Genomic DNA, 17,278 nt, shown 5'->3' on the forward strand with positions numbered 1-17,278 from the left:
GACCTCCCGCTCCCGCCCGCACTGTCGCCGCGCCGCCCTCGTGGCGTCGGCGCGCCCACCGAAAGACTCCGCCAGGTGTCCCACTCGTCATCCGCACACACCTTCCAGGTCGACCTCCGCGGCCTCGTCGACCTGCTCTCCCACCACCTCTACTCGAGCCCCCGCGTCTACCTGCGCGAGCTCCTGCAGAACGCCGTGGACGCCATCACCGCCCGCCAGGCGGTCGATCCCGGCGCGCCCGCGGCCATCACCGTGCGCACCGGTGACACCCTCACCGTCACGGACACCGGCATCGGCCTGACCGAGGCCGACGTCCACCGCTTCCTCGCCACGATCGGGCGCAGCTCCAAGCGGACCGCCGACGGCGCCCTCGACGGGGCCGGGCTCGACGCCGCCCGCGGGGACTTCATCGGCCAGTTCGGCATCGGCCTGCTCGCCTGCTTCGTCGTCGCCGACGAGATCACGGTGATCAGCCGGTCCGCGACGGACCCCTCCGCCCCCGCGGTCGAGTGGCGCGGCCACTCCGACGGCCGGTACACGATCCAGACCGTGCCCGCGTCGGCCGTGCCCGAGCCGGGGACGACCGTGCGGCTCACCCCGCGCGCCGACAACGCCGAGTGGACGAGCCCGGAGCAGGTCGTCGCCCTGGCCCGGCACTACGGCGGTCTCCTGCGGCACGAGGTCACCGTCGTCGGGCCGCGCGGCGAGAGCCGCCAGGTCAACGAGGCACCGCCATGGGAGCGGAACCACCGCTCCCCGCTGGCCCGGCGCGAGGCCGACACCGCCTACTGCCGCGCTCTCTTCGACTTCACCCCGCTCGACACGATCGAGCTGGACCTTCCCGCGGCCGGTCTGCGCGGCGTCGCCTACGTCCTGCCCACGGCCGTGAGCCCGGCGCAGCGCGCGGGGCACCGGGTGCACCTCAAGGGGATGCTGCTCACCGACCAAGCGCCCGAACTGCTGCCGGAGTGGGCCTTCTTCGTGCGCTGCGTGGTCGACACCACCAGTCTGCGGCCGACGGCATCCCGGGAGGCACTGTACGAGGACGGCACCCTGTCCGCCGTACGGGACGCCCTGGGCGAGCGGATCCGCGACTGGCTCACCGGGCTCGCCGCCAGCGACCCGGCGCTGCTGCACCGCTTCATCGACACCCACCACCTGGCGGTGAAGGCGCTCGCCCGTTACGACGACGAGCTGCTGCGGATCGTGCTGCCGTGGCTGCCGTTCGAGACCACCGACGGCAACGTCACGCTGGAGGAGTTCGCCCGCACGCACCGGACGCTGCTCGTCACCCGGAGCGTCGAGGAGTTCCGCCAGGTCGCCCCGATCGCCGCGGCCGCGGGCCTGGGCGTGGTCAACGGCGGTTACACCTACGACCGCGACCTTGTGCACCGGCTCCCCGAGATCCGTCCGGGCACGTCCGTCACGGACCTCGACCCCGCCACCGTCACCGCCCACCTCGACGCCGTCGACCCGACCGCCGAACTCCGGGCCGCGGCCTTCCTGTCCACCGCCCGCGAGACGATCGGCGTCCACGACTGCGACGTGATCCTGCGGGACTTCCAGCCGGTCACCGCCCCCGCGCTCCTCCTCGACAACAGGGACGCGCGCCACGAGCGGACCCGCTCGAGCCTCGCCGCCGAGAGCGACGGCCTCTGGGCCGACATCCTCGGCTCCCTGCGGCACGAGACCCCGCGCGCCCAGCTCGTCCTGAACCACCTCAACCCGCTGGTCCGTCAGGCGATCACGATCACCGAGCGGGGACTCGCCGTCACGGCCGCCGAGGCCCTCTACGGCCAGGCGCTGCTGCTCAGCCGCCGCCCGCTGAGGGCGAGCGAGAGCGCCCTGCTCAACCGGGCCTTCATCGGCCTGCTCACCCACGCCATGCACCAGACCGGCACGGCGGCACCCGGCTCCGAGCCCCGGAAGGAACTGTAGATGCTGGACACGCCCGAGGCCGTCGTGGAGGCGCTCCGCGAGAACAACGAGCGCCCCCACGGCCTGCCGCGTACCGTGACCGCCGAGGAGCTCGTCGAGGCCGCCGAGCCCTTCGACAAGCCCGACGTCCTGGTCACGGCCCTGTTGGAGCTGATGTCGGCGTACGAGTTCACCGGCGAGCACCGCAAGTCGCCGGTGGTCTTCGCCCGGCTGGTCAAGCTGTGGGACACCGCCCCCGAGTCGTTCAGCCAGTGGGAGGCCCACCAGGTCTTCTGGCGCTTCAAGTGGGTGACGACGTCCCTCCTGCAGGTGCCCGAGATGCCGCTGGCCTCCGTCCGGAGCTGGATCGAGCAGATGCGCGGCCGGTACGAGGCGGCCGAGCACGGCATGCAGCCGGTGGCGGCGATGCGCTACCACGTGGCGCACCACACCGGCATCGGTGTCGACGACGCGTACGACCTGTGGGCCACCCGGCCGCGAACCGAGCTGAGCGACTGCGAGGCCTGCGAGACCCGGCACTTCGCGTGGCACCAGGTGGTGGCGGGCGACGACGCCGGCGCGCTGGACACCTGGCGGCCGGTCTTCGACGGGGCCCAGGCCTGTACCGAGGAACCGCAGGTGAGCCAGGCGCGCGCGTTGCTGCCGCTGTTGCGCCTCGGGCGTACCGACGAGGCCCGCTCGCACCATCTCACCGGTTACCGACGGGTCCGCGGCCAGACCGGTATGCAGGAGGAGGTCGGTCTGCACCTGGAGTTCTGCGCCCTTTCGCGCAACGAGGGCCGCGGCCTGGAGATCCTTGCGGAGAACCGCCCCCTCTTCGAGGCGACGGGCGCGCCGCTGGCCCATCTGGAGTTCCTCACCGGTGTCGAGGTGCTGCTCGCCCGCCTCGTCGAGGACGGCCACGGGGACACGCCCGTCGCCGGCCCGCCCGGACGGAACTGGACGGCGGGCGCACTCTCCGCCCACGTACGCCCTGAGGCGGACCGCCTCTCCGCCGCTTTCGACGCGCGCAACGGCACCACGACCGTCGGGGACCGCCGCCGCTCACGTCTCGCGCGCCGCCCCCTGCTCGACGAGCCGCTGACGCTCGGGCTCAGGTCGTCCGCCACCCGCTCCCCCGCAGCGGCGGGCGCGGGGGCGGCCGGGTCACTCGGCGCGGCAGCCACGGCCGGTCCGGAGGTTCCCGACGACTTCTCCTCCCTGGTGACCGAGGCACGCCGGATGGCGCGCCTCGGACACCCCGGGGACACCCGCCTCTGGACCCGCATCGCCGAGCGTGTGGCCGACGGTGGCACCGCGCACGACGACCGGCTCGGCCCGGAGGACCTGTTGCGGGCGGAGCTGGCCGAGCAGCGCGCCTACCTGCTCCTGCAGGAGGGCCGTCACGCGGAGAGCATCGCCGAGCTGGAGCTGGCCGCCGGCCTGTTCGAGCGGCTCACGATGCCGTGGCAGGCGCTCTCCACGCGGACGCGTGCACTCGCCTGGGCGACCACGCCCGATGCCGCCGCGGATCTGGGCCGTACAGCAGGGGACGACGACCAGGCGGACGGCGAAGACCCGCGGGTGGGCACGGACACGGACGGCGTCAGTGCGTTGGCGTCCACGACGGCGGACGCCGTCCGGGGCTCGCTCGACGCCTGCCTGCGCGAGGCGGAGCGGCTCAGCACCGAGGCTCCCTTCACCGGCGAGCCGCAGCCCCTGGGCGAGGCCGAGGCCGTCGCCTGCGCCGACCTGGCGTCGGAGCGCGCGCTGGAGTACCTGACCGTGCTGTACTCCTCTCTCTTCGCCGCCTACCAGGACCTCCAGCGGCACCTGCCGGAGGCCCCGGACGCGGTGCGGGAGCGGTTCGAGGAGTCGGCCCAGAGGTTGCGGTCCGAGGCGGAGCGCCTGTCCGTGCGCCACCACGTGGCCAACGCACGCCAGTTCGTCGCCGACATCGCCGCTCAGCGCGGCGACACGGTCCTGGCCACGTCGGAGCTGCGCGCGGCCCTGGAGGACGTCGACGCCTCCGGGCGGCCCTGGCGCGGTTCGCGCCCGCGCGCGCTGCTCGCCCAGATCCTCCTCGCCGAGCAGGCGCCGGCGGAGGCCACGGAGCTGCTGCACCGGGCGATCTCCGACGCGGTGCGGTACGACGATGCGGACTTCCCGCTGGCCCCGACGTACGCACTGCTCGGCCACGCGTCCTCGCACGTCGGGGACTCCGCCGGCGCCGTGCGTCACCTCTCCGAGGCGGCCGCGCGGTTCGACCAGGACGGGACGCACGACGAGGCCGCCCAGGTACGTCTCCAGCTCGCCGACGTCCTCGCGAACACGGGACAGCAAGCGGACGCCGTCGCCGTACTGGAGTCCGTCCTCACCGACGAGACGGCCTCGTCGCTCGACGAACGCCTTGTCGCCCAGGCCCGGCTCACCCTGGCGCGCGGGTTGCGGGAGCTGGAGGAGTTCCTCGCCTCGGCGGAGGAGTTCCTGCGTCTCGCCGACACCGTCGCGGCCTGGGAGGACGACCGCACGATCCATACCCTGGTGGCCGCGGAGGCGGCGACGACGCTGGCGATGGCCGACCGCTGGGAGGCGGCGGGCACGGCGTACGAACGGGCGGTCGCCGCGCACGTCGAGGCGCCGCACCCTCCGCTGATCATCCACATGATGCGCGAGTTCGCCCGCCTCACCGTGTCCGCGCGGGAGGAGGACGGCGTGGACGCGGCGCTGCGGCACCTGGCGGACGCCGACGCGGTCGTCGCCGCGGTCCCGGACGGCGCCGAGGGCTTCCACTCCTGGTACGAGAGCGGCGAGATCCACTACCGCCGGGCCCGTGTCCTCGCCGAGGCGGAACGCTTCCCGGAGGCCCTGACGGAGGCGGAGGCCGCCGTCGCCGCGCACGAACAGGGCGGGCAGCGGGGCGAGATACCACGCGCGGAGGCGGTCAGATTCGCGGCCCTCGTCGAGGGCAACGGCCTGGGCCACTTCAAGGAGGCCGTCGCCCGCCTCACGACGGCGGCGTCGCGCTGCCGCAAGGCGGACCTCACGGAGGCCGCCGAGATCCTGGACGCGCTGCGTGAGGAGTACGTGACGCGGCAGTAGGGACGGAACGCCCGCAGGGCCGTCGGGGCATGTGCGCGTCGGCGGCCGTCGCGGGGCCCAGGTGACCACCGCGGCGCCGGTGTGGTCGAGGTGAAGGCGCCCCGGGGGAACGACAAACGCGTCGACGCCGAGACGTGTTCCGTCGTCGTGTGCGGGTGAGAGGCCCGGCGCATCGTCTCTCGGGATTCGCCAGCCGCTGCCTGATCAGGGCACAGGCTGAAGCTGCCGGGCCAGCCACGGCCACCGGTGTATCAATGCAGTCCCTTTCGGAGCTGCCTGTCCCCGAAGCGGGGGTGATCCCTCGTCCGCCCGGGCGTACCCGCGCATGAGTCTGGGGCCGGCCGGGCAGGCGGTCGTCCAGACGGGCCTTGCGGGGCGGCGACGGGACGAGGTGGGGCGTGGCACGCGGCAAAGGACGGCACGACCGGGGCGACGGGCTGCTGGCGCGCCTCCGGCGCGACCCCTTCGTCGTCCAGACCGTACGGTCCACGGCGGCTGCCACCCTCAGCTACGTCGTCGCCCTCCGGCTCAGCAGGGAGCCGGTTCCCCTCACCGCGCCCCTCACCGCTCTCCTCGTCGTCCAGGTCACGCTCTACTCCACCGTGACCACCAGCCTGCGCCGGGTGACCTCGGTCGTCGTCGGCGTCCTCATCGCCATCGCGTTCAGCGCCGTCGTCGGACTCTCCTGGTGGAGCCTCGCCCTCGTGATCCTCGCCTCGCTGCTCGTCGGCCGGCTCGTCAGGGTCGAGGAGTTCATCCCCGAGGTCGCCATCAGCGCCATGCTCGTCCTCGGCGTCACCCAGGTCTCCGACACCGCCTGGGACCGCGTCCTGGAGACCCTCATCGGCGCTGTCGTCGGCATGCTCTTCAACCTGCTTCTCGCCCCGCCGGTCTGGGTCGACACCGCAGGCGACTCCATCGAGGGCCTCGCCCGACGGATGCGGCTGCTGCTCCTCGACGTGGCGGACGAGTTCACCGGCGCACCCCCTGTCGAGCAGGCCGCCACCCGGCTCCACGAGGCCCGCCGCCTCGACAACGACGTCGGCGACGTCGACGGGGCTCTGCGCACCGCCGAGGACAGTCTGCGGTTCAACCCCCGTGTCAAGGAGGGCCTCCTGCACCGGGTCGTGTTGCGTACCGGCCTCGACACCCTGGAAATCTGCGCCGTCGTCCTGCGAGTCCTCGCCCGCACCCTCACCGACCTGGCGAAACATCGTGGCGGGCACCAGCTGCTGCCCGAGGGGGCCGCCCTGGCCATCCGGGAGACCGCCCAGTACACCGCCGACGCCCTCGTCAGCTTCGCCGTCCTGGTCACCACGCGGGGCAGCGAGGGCGCCGAGGCCGCGGAGACCCGGCTTGCGGCCGAGCTGCGGGCGGCCAGGACATGCAGGGACCGCGCCGCCGACCGGCTCCTCGCCCTCGCCCTCGCCGACCCCCGCAGCTGGCAGCTGTACGGGGCACTGCTCACCGAGGTCGACCGGATCCTCGACGAACTCGACCCCGAGCACCGGGGCCACCGGCTGATGGAGGAACTGGACCGGCGGGTCCGCGAGCGCAGTGACCGTCGACGTCGTCTCGCCTTCCGTGACCGGTGGGACACGCGCCGGCCCACCCGCGCCGACGGATGACCGCGCTCGACGGTCTCGAGGTCACCATCGTCTGCAACGTCTGGGGCCGGCCGGCCTAGGAGAGCAGCGGCCTCGACATCACCGCGGCCCCGGTGACGGGTGTGGCCTGTGCGGGCGGGACGTGCCGCACCCGTCGGGATGGGGTGGGGCGTCTCCTTCGGTTCATCTCGAAGATCGGTAGCGGTAGGGGGCGGGCGGTACAGTGCCCGCCGTGGACATACCCGACTGGTTCGTCTGGATCGCTCTTGGCCTGGTCGTCCTGCAGGCTCTTGGTCTTGTTCCCGTTATTCGCCGGATGGGCGGAGCCGATCCTGTGGTGCGCTCCGAGGCGCGTCTCGACCTGGTGGAGACCGTCGGCTCTCTGCTGCTCTTCGGCGGCGTGGTGCTGATGCTCGTGGTGGCGGAGTCCTTGTTCTGGATCGGTCTCGTCGGCTTCGCGCTCTTGGCTGTCGTGTACGCCGTGAAGGGTGGCCGGCTGCTCCGCGCCCGCCTCCGCCCCAGGGCCTGATCCGGATGACAGGCCCTGGTTAGGGCATTAGAACTCCTAACAAAATGATCTTCGAGGTGGTTGGATCGCCCCGGGAGCGTTGATCGGGGGTGCGGGGTGGCTCGGCCGAAGCCGCGGGAGGTCGAAGATGAGTTGTGGGCGGTGATCGAGCCGCTGCTGCCGAAGGTGGAGCGCCGGCCCGGTATCCGGGGCGGAAGCGGCATCCGGACCGGCTGGTGTTCCAGAGCATTCTGTTCGTGCTGCATACCGGGATGGCTTGGGAACACCTGCCGCAGGAGCTCGGCTTCGGTTCGGGCATGACGTGCTGGCGGCGCCTGGCCGAGTGGACCGAGGCCGGAGTGTGGCCCCGGCTCCATCAAGCGCTCTTGGCCAAGCTCCGCAGCGCGGACGCCCTGGACTTCTCCCGGGCGGCGGTCGACGGCTCCCACATCCGGGCGCTAAAGGGGGCCCCAGGACGGGACGAAGCCCTGCCGACCGGGGCAGGACGGGCAGCAAGCATCACTTGATCACCGACGCCACCGGCATCCCGCTCGCCGCCACCCTGACCGGCGGCAACCGCAACGACGTCACCCAGCTCATCCCACTGCTCCAGGCAGTGCCGCCCGTGCGGGGCAAGCGCGGCCGGCCACGGCGACGGCCCGATGCCGTGCTCGGTGACCGCGGCTACGACCACGACAAGTACCGCCGCCTCGTCCGCGCGCTCGGAGTGAAGCCACTGATCGCGCGACGCGGCACCGAACACGGCTCCGGACTCGGCACCCAACGCTGGGTTGTCGAGCGCGCCTTGGCCCACCTGCACTGGTTCCGCCGACTGCGGATCCATTGGGAGATCCGCGACGACATCCACGAAGCCTTCCTCACCCTCGGATGCGCACTCATCTGCTGGCGGCGCCTGTCACAGCCGACCCGAGCCCTCACCCTCCCGCAGTAGCCATTCCCTGACCGAAGGAGCACGGTCAAGGAGCTGGCTGACCTGCATGCCTTCTTCGCGTGAGGTCACCCTCGGCAGCGGGGTGAAGTCGTCGGGAAGCACGTCCAGCCAGCTCACCACACGGTCTCCCGCACTCAGAGTGATCAACAGCTCGCATCGCAGCTGGCGTGGAACAACCGGGCGGTGGGACAGGCTGTTCCACAGGGCCGGCCACAGGTAGTGGGTGCCATCGGGTGCCGCATTTGCCCGCACCCACCCCGGGTCCAGCCGCGAATTCAAGCTGAGGTCACACGCCCGCTCCGCCAGCCTGAACAGCGAGGCCGAATCGATGACTTTCACCTCGCGAGGCAGCGGCTGATCGAAGTCCATCGCCCCATGCTGCCCGACAGCACCCCACGACGAGGAACCGACCCCAACAAGTCATTCCGTTAGGAGTTCTTAGGGCGTCAGGGCGTCGCGAGCGTCGGTGTGAGGGCTGCCAGTAGGCGGGTGCCGAGGTCCTGCCTCGCGGCCTTGGTGTCCGGGTGGGTGTCGTCGAAGTCCGTCCAGTCGACCTCCCGGATGGCGTTCTCGAACATGCCGAGGTTCAGGGGCTCGTTCGGGTGGCCGGGCCACTCGTCCGCCTCGCGCAGCACCGTCTCCAGGAGGGCGACTGGCAGGGTGCAGTTCTCGGCGAGGAGGACTGCGTCGTACAGGTCTTTGGCCTGCGGGTACGAGTCGCTGACGAGCCACATGAGTTTCCAGGCCAAGGAGAGTTCCCGGTCCGCGGCCGGCAGGCGGACGCCGGCGATCTCGGTGGGGAGGGGTGGGGTCGGGAGGCGTTCCTGGAAGACGAAGTCGAGCTGGACTTGGCCGCCCGGCAGTGCGGGGGCCGTCCACGGCAGGACCAGTCGGTGGCCGGGCACCCTTTCGTACGTCCAGATGTGCTCGGAGACGGCGCCGGCCGCGGAGATCGACAGGTCATGGCCGCTCTCCTCGGCAAGGCGCTGCGCAGCCTCGGCGATGCCGTCGAGCATCGTGCGGGTACGCGGTTCCTCGATGCGCCAGGTCTCGGGGACGACGACGAAGTCGATGTCCTTCGGGGCGCGGGCGGACTCGCCGAACCAGGCGGACATCAGCATGCTGCCGCGCAGCACGAGGGAGTCGGCCCATGGTGAGCCGGCGATGGCCGCGAGAACGAGTTCCAGGGCGGCGCGTCGGGCCGTCTGCCAGTGGGCCCGCAGCTGCGGGTCTTCGATGACGCCGTCACCGGGGCGGTAGGCCTCGTCGAAGTGTTTGAGGGCCGGGTCGAAGACCCGGTGCCGGAGCGCCGCGTCACCGATGCCGGCGGTCAGGGTGTGCGGAAGTTCATCCCTGCGGCGCAGGTAGTCGGTGTGGGGCTCCGCGCCGGTGCCCGGTCCGTCGGGGATCGACGGTGTCCACGCGTTCTCGTTCATATGGTCTCCTCCAGCCAGCCCTCGTCCAGCGACAGGTCGCTGTCGGAGAGTACGAACTCCCGCTCCTGCGCGACCAGATTGTGCCCGGCGGCGATCAGCGCGGCGACGAGCACGTCGCAGGCGCGTCCCGCCGCGTCCGCGGGCCCCGGGTGCCGCTGGGTCACGAAACGTTCATGCTGCCCGCCTGGGCCCGGCAGCGCCCGGCGGGCGTTCCACGAGACGTGGGCGCCGTATGGCATGACGAGGGCCTCCAGCTCGGCCCGGTCGTACGCGGCGGGCAGCGTCAGCTTGAGGTGGTGCTCGTAGTAGCCCCCGCCGGGGCCCGCGGGCTCCGCACTCCACGGCACCGTCTCGACCTTGACCCGCACCGGCTCGAAGCCGGCCTCCCGCAACCCGGCCACGACCGCCGGGTGACCGGTCCGGTCGGGCAGGGTCAGCATCGGCTGGACCGGCGTCCGGCCGCGTGCGAGGACGATGGTGGTGACCTTCAGGCCCCGCTCCGCCGCCCACGCGCCGAGTCGGGCCCGCTCCCCCTCGGTCCGGCACCGGACCGTCACATGCGTCTCGTAGACGTCGTCGACCTCGTACATTTCGAACCTCTCGTACACCGCAGCGAGTCTGACAGAGAGGATGTCCGGGGCTCATCCGGGTTTCCGGCCTGGGGCCCGTAGGCTCGCTGCCGACGACGACAAGGAGATCGGCATGTGGAAGGGAGCCCTCGACCGGGCAGGGGTCAGGGAGTCACAGTTGCGGCGGGACTACGCGGAGCAGCGGCGGGTGGTGCGGAGGTTCGCGACGGCCGAGTACGCGGCCGCGCGGCTGTTGCTCCCCGCCGCGCTGTTGCCGCATGTCGTGGCCGCCGTCGCTTTCATGCACGACACCGACGACCGGATCGACCGTGGGGCGCCGGACGAGCGGGCGACCGCGCTCGTGGAGTGGGACGGGCTCGTGCGGAAGGCCTTTGCCGACGGTGACTCCGTGCTGCCCGTGCTGCGTTGCGTGGTGCGCACCGCCGAGCGCCACCCGGACGTGCGCGTCTACGTGGACGAGTTCCTGCGGGGCTGCGAGCGCGAGGTCGCTTGGCGGAGCATCGCGGACGATGAGGAACTGGAGCAGTACGTGCGGGAGTACTCTCTGCCCGCGCTGATGCTCACGGCCTGTCTCCTCGCGCCGGCGGACGCGTCGGCGCGGGTGGCGTTCACGGATGGCTGCCACCGGCTCATTCGTGCCATGCAGCGCATCGACTTCCTGGAGGACCTGTCAGAGGACGTGCGCGCGGGCCGGCCGGGTGTCCCCGCTGACGCGGTGCTGCGTCACGGTGCGGACCTCACCCGGCCCGGCGCGGCGTTGGGCCGGCTCGTGGAGGAGCAGGCGGACCAGGCCGCCGGCGACCTCGCGGCGACCGCACCTCTCCCTAGCACGGTGGACCCTTCGTACCAGCCCTTCCTACGGGCCCTCGTCGGCGTCCAGCGCCTCCGCCTCGACGCGGTACGCCGCGCGGGCGCGTCTCTGGCGACGCGGAGCTCCGGTCCCCCGGCGTCGGCGGCTGCCGTACTGCTGTTGCGGGAGATCACGGCACGGGCCCGGCGGGTCGGATCCTAGGCACTGCCTCACGATTGGTCGCCGTCTGACTGTCTCGCGACCGACCGTGGTCCGCCAGTGCAGCGAAAGAGAAAGCGTCAGCAGCGAATTGCGGTGCGCAGCAGCCTCGATTGCGGATCTCGTCGCACGGCGGGCCAGGGGCCATCCCGAGTACGGCGCAGGGACGGCATACCGGCTCGACCATTGCCCATAGATCACCGACACGAGCTGCTGCGACAGATCCCACCCACGAACGATCATGATGCCGACCCTGTCACCTCAGAATGAGCGCATGGCTTCTCTTTCCATCGACCCGCGCCCGCTCAACGCCGACGAGCGCGCAGTGCTTGAACACGTCCTGTCGGCGGAGTTCGTCGGCGCGTCGCAACTGCGGAGTCAGCTGGACCGTACTGAGGTGATCGCTGTCTGGGGGCCCGACTCCGTGAGCGTCGACCTGCAGGTCAGGGAACCTTGCGAGCATGCAGCACTGCCGAAAGAGCTCGTACCCGTAGACGCGCACGTCCATGACCCGTCCGGCTCCTACGTCGGCGAGATCCTCGTATGGACGGACCGGGGAGCCACGCTCGCAGCCCTGGAGTTCGCCTGGGTCACCGACGAGATGCCCACGTCTCTACCGGCCATCGTGGACGGCCGGCTCAGCCGGCCGGCCTGACAGGCCGCTCCATGCATCCGCGCCTCGGAATAGACCCCCGGTAGCGACACGAAGCCTCCTCCAACGTCGGCTTCTACGTCTCAGAGGGGGTTCCCTGTTCGCGTCGGCAGCAAGCCGGAAGAGGCGGTGGCCCCGCGCCGTGCGAAGTACGTGGGGCCACCCGGGGCACACCCATGGGGGCGTTGACGCAACCGTACGACGCCACTGGTCACCGCGCGCGCCGACCTCTCGGTCTTCGCCCGTCCCGCGAACGGGATGTCAGGGCGCGGCGGGGGTAACGACGGTGTCGTCGCAGGTGGTTTCCGGCAGGTGCGCGTTGGAGACGGCAGTGGCCCACCGGTCGTCGTCGGCAGGGACTGCGGCGGCTTCCGCACCCCACACCCACCGGCCGCCCTCCTGGGTGGTGTCGAGGACGGCGACGGCGTATCGGCCGGTCTCGGTGAGGGGCTCGAAGAGCTGTTCACGGGTCGCGAACGTTCCGGCGCTGCTCCGGACGACGGACTGGGCGACGGCCAGGGTGCCGGAGGCCGTTCCCTTGAGGGTCTTCTCGACGTGCAGGGCGCTGACGGCGACGCCCGCATTCGGGTCGGAGGCGTCGGGGACGTAGCGAGTGGGGCCGGTGATCATGCCGATGACGACCGTGGACGCGTACGCGGCGACGTACTCGCGCTTGCTCGTCGGCGGCACGCATACGGCGGAGGTCGTCTGTGTGCCGTCGGAGGCCAGAACGTAGTACGCCGTCCCGGAGAGCCCGAGGGCCGCGGCCGCGGAGGCCGCGATCCAGATGTGCTTGACCATGTCAGCCCCAATTTCTGCGGTAGTTGGCCTTGTCGACGGCCCATGGGCCGATGATGGCGGGTCCTGGATCTGCGTCTTGATGACTGTGTCGTAGTCTGTTCGCCTTCTGTCACAGGCCCAGGGCGTGGCCGATCTCGTGTGCGGCCGCAGCAAGGTCGAGCCGGGGAGCGATGGGCGCCCGACCAGACCACCGGACAGCGCGAACACGGGGAGCCGGCAGACCCGTGCCTCGCACTCAACCGCCTGGACCTCCTTACAGCTGGTCCCCCGTGCGGGCTGGTTGCGGAGGATGCGGCCCGCCACCGTCCTTGATGTCCTGCTCGCAGCTTCGTCCGACATAGGACTGGTCATTGGGTATCAACAGCACTGCGGCAACCTGCTCAGGATGCTCGACGACAAGCCAGTCGTCACCCGTGAAGGCACCGTCCCGCCCGAACGCCTGGGACGAGTAGACCGTCTGACACCCCAACGCCACGCGCTCCTTGTCGACCGCGCAGGCGTCCACCGCAGGGCCGGATCTCTCGTCGGCGCCGTCGAAGCGGTAGTGGAAGTGGACCCGGTCACCTTCGGAGGGCACCTGCGGGTGGGGCTCGAGGCGCCAGTCGACGACCTCGGTGGTAACACCGAGAGGCCGCCCGGACGTGTCCACGACCTGCACCCTGACACCGGCCTCACCGCGCTCCGCCGTCGTGTCGGTGCACAAGAGGGAAGAGCAGCCGGTCAGGGCGAGAATCAGCAGAGCCAACGGGGCACGTGTAAGGACCCGTGCGGGGAATACGAAGATGGCCTCCGGACGGGGTGGGGCGGAGCAGTACATCCCGGGGCCGGACCTGACAGGTGCGGGTGATGGCGACGAGCGCCTGCGGCGGCGAAACCGAAGCGCAGAGGACCCCCAAGGACGCGCGGCGGTGCTCACAGCGCCGTCCGCCCCTCGTCGTCGCCGCGCTCGGTGAGGGCGAGGATCGCCGCAGGCACGTCGCTGGACCGGTGGATCTGGAGCGTCTTCCACTCCTCGGACTGGTTGCTCATCGGGACGTCTCCTCGGCGTCGTTCTCGCCCGCAGCCAGAGCGTCGCCGGCCAGCTCCAGGAACATCACGGCATTCTTCCGCAGCAGGGCCAGGGGCTCGCCGGTGATCCCGGCTTCCTCCAGGGCGCGGATGCCGACGATGTTCTGTCGCGCGGACGCCGCGGCCAGTTCCGCGGCGGCCAGGCGGGACAGTACGTCCTGGCTGGCCGAGGTCGGAGACACGTACTGGGCGCCAGGGGCCGGTACGAACGTGTCGTCACCGGCCTCGCGGCGGCGGTTCACCGTGCGGACGCAGTCCGGGCACCGCCGGTAGGCCTGGGTGTCAGGATTGCCCTGAGTGGCGCTGCGCAACTCCTCGGTGCGCTCCCGGAGCTGCTTCACGTCGGCGCGGTGGGTGTTGGTCACGTCGCGGTGTAAGCCTTCTGGAGCGCGAGCTGTGGACGGCCTTGAGGGCGAGGGCGGAGGCCCGGCAGACGGCGGCGCAGTGTCATGCAGAGAAGTCTCTCGTCGAAACGGCGGGCCGTTCGCACGCACACGGCGCCCCGCTGTTCCCGGCGTCAGGAGGTCACGCCCGTGAGGACCTTCTGTACGTACTTCCTGCGCTCCAAGTGGCCCGTGCGCAGGCTCTCCCATTCGCCGGGGCTTCTGGATCGGTCCATCCGTCCGCCCACCCGGAGGAGTCGGAGCGCGACGGACGGCGAAGAATGGACGGTGCTGCCCGGACGGGCAGGGCGCGATGTGTGGTCAGCGCGCTGCGGGCGGCGGAGCTTCCAGCGGCGGGTCTGCGATGTAGGGCAGGTAGGGGCCTTGATTCCGTGGTCGGTCAGGACGGTGACGATGTTCTTGGCGACCGTTTCGCGGAACCTCTTGTCGGCGGTCCACCGGTTCATAGCCCTTTCCCCATATGCACGCCGACCAGGCTGCCTCGGCCATCTTTTGCCCGCGGAGCCGAGTACCACGGCTGCGATGCCTATCGAAGCGGCGAGGGTCCGGTGAGCTTCATGTAAGCGCCCTTCAGAGCGGGAGACCATCGCAACCTTGGAACGCTTACCCGCCTGCGACGGAGGCTCTGCGCCGAGCGCAGACGACCAACGACCCGGTGCGCAATTGCCTCGCGTGTGAGCCGCCCCGCGATCTACCCTCACGACCATGACTTCACAGGATGCGCTTGAAGGCTCCCGGATCGCTCCCGGTGGTGCCGGGCTGGTGATCCGGCAGGAGACCGCTGACGATCACCGAGATGTGCGCGAGGTTCATACGCGCGCCTTCGGTGACGGCGATCGGGTTCCCGGGCTCGTGGAGGCACTTCGCGTTGCGGAGGCTCCAATGGCGCCGATGTCCTTCGTCGCTGTCGTTGACGACCGGGTCGTCGGGCATGTCCTGCTGAGCGCGACGCGGTTGGATGCTCCGCGCCGGATCGTGGACGTCCTGTCGCTGTCACCGCTGGGCGTGGTCCCGGAGTTCCAGCGTCAGGGCATCGGTACGCAGCTCATCGCCCACGCCCTCAAGGCGGCCGACAGCCAGGGTGTGCCGTTGGTGTTCCTGGAGGGTTCGCCGCACTACTACGGCACGCGCGGCTTCGAGGGTGCCGGCGCGGTGGGCTTCCGTTCGCCGTCGCTGCGTATCCCTGAAGCCGCGTTTCAGGTCGCCCGATTGTCCGCTCACGAGCCGTGGATGACGGGCACCTTCGTCTACTCAGAGGCCTTTTGGGCCTTTGACTGCGTCGGCCTGCGCGACCCCGAGGCCTGAGGAGCTACCCGACTCGCCCTGATCTTCATGACTGTCACAGTGGCGATGTCCGGCTCGCCGTCGGTTGCGTGCGATCAGCGAGGGTGACGGCGGGCCGTAACGTGAACAGGGCCGTAGGGTTCATCGGTGCACGAGCGACACCACGGGGAACGCCTTCGGGCCGCAGGTGCGGGCCGAAGGCGCGGGCTGGTCTTCGTGGACCAGGTCCTGGTCGCCCTCGCGCACCTGGGGCTGGACCTCACCCACGCGGCCCTGGCCGAGTTGATCGATGTCGACCGGTGCACCGTGACCAAGGCCATCGGAGAGATCAAGCCACTGCTGGCCGCCCCGCGGCTTCGCTACGCCCACCGGGTTCCACCTGCGCACCCTGGCCGACGCCTTCACTTATGCCCAGGCCGAGGGCGTGCGCCTGCGGTTGGACGGCACCGAAATCCAGGTCCGCCGACCCGCCGCCCACCGGCCCGGAAGGCGCCGTTTCGTCTCAGGCAAGCGGCGGCAGAACACCCACAAGTGCACCGTCGCCTCCGACAGCGAGGGCCCTCCGCCATGGAGGACCTGCTCGGCCAGTTCCCCCAAGTCGAACTGTCCCTGGACTCCGGCTGCCAGGGCCTGGCCAAGCCGCCTCTCTGCGGACGAGATCACCGTCTCCCGGCGTGCGCGCCGACGCGTCGACGCGTCGACCTCAGTCGTCCGAACGCATCTCGCGCTCGGCATGGACTCTCGCATCACCAATGCCAGCCAGTGGCAGCCGCCGAGCCAGTACAGCGGTCCGTCATCGCCCTGCGTGCGAGCGATGTCATCGGGCGGGACGACGCCCAGAGCCGCGACCGCTACGGGCACGTGAGGGGCGCTGGGTACGGCGTGCGGCCGATACCTCGTCAGCGTCGGCCGGCTGGGGAGAGGAGAAGACGGCCAGGACAGGTGCCGGCGGCGCGGGCTTGGTGGGCGCGGGCACTGAGCTGCCAGACGGTGTGGCGGTGCCGGGAAGGATGGTGGCATTGACGATGTGGGGAGCGCATGCCTGGCAGATCTCGGACAGGGTCCAGACGTCGCCCACGGCACGGTTGTGGATGAGAATCAGCAGGATTCGGCCCGTGCACGTGGCCCTGGCTGCGTGGTGACGGCAGTCAGCCTCGCCACAGGCGCAGGCGACGTTGGCCCGCGGGGCAGCGAGACGTGCGTGGGCCTGGACGTGCTGGTGCGCGAAGCGGCGCAGGGCGTTGAGGTCCTTGGAGCGTGGAGGCATACGACAGGCCGTGGAACTGCAGACCACGGTGGCGGAGTGGTCGGGGTGTCCGGTGAGGTGGACGGTCCAGGTTCTGCCCGGCAGTCGCGATCCGGGATGGGTGCTCACTACGTGTGTCCGTCCGATCGAAGGTGTGATGGTCTGGTTCTACCCTCCCGTGCCCTGGTGGTCACGTCGGCATCGGCAGCCGACGCGTGCCACGGGCGGGTGGTGGCCGGATACGCACCTCAGACGCGGCAGTGGGAACTCCACCGATGCCGCAGGGCAATGCCCCCCGGGACTGGCCACGCACCATCCCACGGATGCCCCGCGCGCGCCTCTGCAGTCGTCGGTGCGGGCTGGCCCGTCGACACGAGCGCGCAGCAAGCTCTGCGGACGTGACCCCGCCGCGTCTTGGTCAAGGCGCCCAGTCGCAGACTATTGGCTGGTGCGACACGGGTCATTGGCAGGGGTGGCAGGAGTCGAACCTGCGGCATCCGGTTTTGGAGACCGGCGCTCTGGCCTCTGAGCTACACCCCTTCAGGTGGACGTCAGCATCGCAGCTGCCGGACCAGGGGCGCCACCGGGTTTCCCGGCAACAGGCCCCTCTGCCGCCGAAGAACCTCTTGTCGACACACTCGAACATGGCGTCGCTCAGAATTCGAAAGCCTGGCTGCACGGTAGGCACGGGTGATCGATGGA

14 protein-coding genes, 1 tRNA gene and 1 pseudogene are annotated in these 17,278 nt (G+C 71.0%); 8 read left to right on the forward strand and 8 right to left on the reverse strand.

Translation table 11 applies throughout. The features are described 5' to 3' along the window. Nucleotides 1-75 precede the first annotated feature (75 nt). From ACIBG6_RS05920 to ACIBG6_RS05940, 5 genes and pseudogenes are all read left to right on the forward strand, one after another. Nucleotides 76-1,938, forward strand: a complete 1,863-nt coding sequence (locus tag ACIBG6_RS05920) for an HSP90 family protein (protein ID WP_399221317.1) — start codon at nt 76-78, stop codon at nt 1,936-1,938. Continuing rightward, complete coding sequence (locus ACIBG6_RS05925; protein WP_399221318.1) at nt 1,939-5,019, forward strand: hypothetical protein; 3,081 nt, start codon at nt 1,939-1,941, stop codon at nt 5,017-5,019. A 398-nt stretch (nt 5,020-5,417) separates the two neighbouring features. After that, the gene (locus tag ACIBG6_RS05930) at nt 5,418-6,647 is read left to right on the forward strand and encodes an aromatic acid exporter family protein (RefSeq protein ID WP_399221319.1); all 1,230 of its coding nucleotides are present in this window, start codon (nt 5,418-5,420) and stop codon (nt 6,645-6,647) included. 211 nt (nt 6,648-6,858) lie between these two features. Beyond that, complete coding sequence (locus ACIBG6_RS05935) at nt 6,859-7,155, forward strand: hypothetical protein (RefSeq protein WP_399221320.1); 297 nt, start codon at nt 6,859-6,861, stop codon at nt 7,153-7,155. 96 nt (nt 7,156-7,251) lie between these two features. Beyond that, nucleotides 7,252-8,086 (forward strand): annotated as a pseudogene (locus ACIBG6_RS05940) (IS5 family transposase). Here ACIBG6_RS05940 and ACIBG6_RS05945 read toward each other — a convergent pair. The 3 genes from ACIBG6_RS05945 to ACIBG6_RS05955 form a co-directional block, all read right to left on the reverse strand. After that, nucleotides 8,051-8,455: a hypothetical protein gene (locus ACIBG6_RS05945; protein WP_399221321.1), complete on the reverse strand. Its 405-nt coding sequence runs from the start codon at nt 8,453-8,455 to the stop codon at nt 8,051-8,053. The pseudogene ACIBG6_RS05940 and the gene ACIBG6_RS05945 overlap by 36 nt on opposite strands. 77 nt (nt 8,456-8,532) lie before the next feature. Next, a complete protein-coding gene (locus ACIBG6_RS05950) occupies nt 8,533-9,522 on the reverse strand; it encodes a nucleotidyl transferase AbiEii/AbiGii toxin family protein (RefSeq protein ID WP_399221322.1) in 990 nt (329 codons plus the stop codon). Further along, nucleotides 9,519-10,130 (reverse strand): hypothetical protein, encoded by a 612-nt coding sequence (locus tag ACIBG6_RS05955; RefSeq protein WP_399221323.1) that lies wholly within the window; start codon nt 10,128-10,130, stop codon nt 9,519-9,521. Before ACIBG6_RS05955 ends, ACIBG6_RS05950 begins: the two co-directional genes overlap by 4 nt. Nucleotides 10,131-10,224: 94 nt before the next feature. On the opposite strand from ACIBG6_RS05955, the gene ACIBG6_RS05960 reads away from it, so the two are divergent. After that, nucleotides 10,225-11,124 carry a squalene/phytoene synthase family protein gene (locus ACIBG6_RS05960; RefSeq protein ID WP_399221324.1) on the forward strand — a complete coding sequence of 300 codons (900 nt, stop codon included), beginning with the start codon at nt 10,225-10,227 and terminating at the stop codon, nt 11,122-11,124. A 271-nt stretch (nt 11,125-11,395) separates the two neighbouring features. Next, nucleotides 11,396-11,776, forward strand: coding sequence for a hypothetical protein (locus tag ACIBG6_RS05965; RefSeq protein WP_399221325.1), 381 nt, complete (start codon nt 11,396-11,398; stop codon nt 11,774-11,776). A gap of 258 nt (nt 11,777-12,034) precedes the next feature. Here ACIBG6_RS05965 and ACIBG6_RS05970 read toward each other — a convergent pair whose 3' ends face one another. From ACIBG6_RS05970 to ACIBG6_RS05980, 3 genes are all read right to left on the reverse strand, one after another. Continuing rightward, nucleotides 12,035-12,574 carry a hypothetical protein gene (locus ACIBG6_RS05970; protein WP_399221326.1) on the reverse strand — a complete coding sequence of 180 codons (540 nt, stop codon included), beginning with the start codon at nt 12,572-12,574 and terminating at the stop codon, nt 12,035-12,037. Between the two features lie 253 nt (nt 12,575-12,827). Beyond that, the gene (locus ACIBG6_RS05975; protein WP_399221942.1) at nt 12,828-13,310 is read right to left on the reverse strand and encodes a hypothetical protein; all 483 of its coding nucleotides are present in this window, start codon (nt 13,308-13,310) and stop codon (nt 12,828-12,830) included. A gap of 289 nt (nt 13,311-13,599) precedes the next feature. Then, nucleotides 13,600-14,007, reverse strand: a complete 408-nt coding sequence (locus ACIBG6_RS05980) for a hypothetical protein (RefSeq protein WP_399221327.1) — start codon at nt 14,005-14,007, stop codon at nt 13,600-13,602. Nucleotides 14,008-14,808: 801 nt separating this feature from the next. On the opposite strand from ACIBG6_RS05980, the gene ACIBG6_RS05985 reads away from it, so the two are divergent. Next, on the forward strand, nt 14,809-15,351 hold the full coding sequence (locus tag ACIBG6_RS05985; RefSeq protein ID WP_399221943.1) for a GNAT family N-acetyltransferase: 543 nt from the start codon (nt 14,809-14,811) through the stop codon (nt 15,349-15,351). 120 nt (nt 15,352-15,471) lie between these two features. Here the strand turns inward: ACIBG6_RS05985 and ACIBG6_RS05990 are convergent, their stop codons facing one another. Beyond that, a complete protein-coding gene (locus ACIBG6_RS05990) occupies nt 15,472-15,699 on the reverse strand; it encodes a hypothetical protein (RefSeq protein ID WP_399221328.1) in 228 nt (75 codons plus the stop codon). A gap of 1,341 nt (nt 15,700-17,040) precedes the next feature. Then, nucleotides 17,041-17,116: transfer RNA gene (locus ACIBG6_RS05995), tRNA-Trp, on the reverse strand. Nucleotides 17,117-17,278: the final 162 nt, after the last annotated feature.

Origin of the sequence: Streptomyces sp. NPDC050842 (assembly GCF_044456565.1) — a bacterium.
In the GTDB taxonomy this organism is placed as follows: Bacteria; Actinomycetota; Actinomycetes; order Streptomycetales; family Streptomycetaceae; genus Streptomyces.

Coding starts and splice junctions, on each gene's coding strand:
- ACIBG6_RS05925 (WP_399221318.1), top strand. CDS start 1,939: ATGCTGGACACGCCCGAGGCCGTCGTGGAGGCGCTCCGCGAGAACAAC.
- ACIBG6_RS05965 (WP_399221325.1), top strand. CDS start 11,396: ATGGCTTCTCTTTCCATCGACCCGCGCCCGCTCAACGCCGACGAGCGC.
- ACIBG6_RS05960 (WP_399221324.1), top strand. CDS start 10,225: ATGTGGAAGGGAGCCCTCGACCGGGCAGGGGTCAGGGAGTCACAGTTG.
- ACIBG6_RS05970 (WP_399221326.1), bottom strand. CDS start 12,574: ATGGTCAAGCACATCTGGATCGCGGCCTCCGCGGCCGCGGCCCTCGGG.
- ACIBG6_RS05945 (WP_399221321.1), bottom strand. CDS start 8,455: ATGGACTTCGATCAGCCGCTGCCTCGCGAGGTGAAAGTCATCGATTCG.
- ACIBG6_RS05950 (WP_399221322.1), bottom strand. CDS start 9,522: ATGAACGAGAACGCGTGGACACCGTCGATCCCCGACGGACCGGGCACC.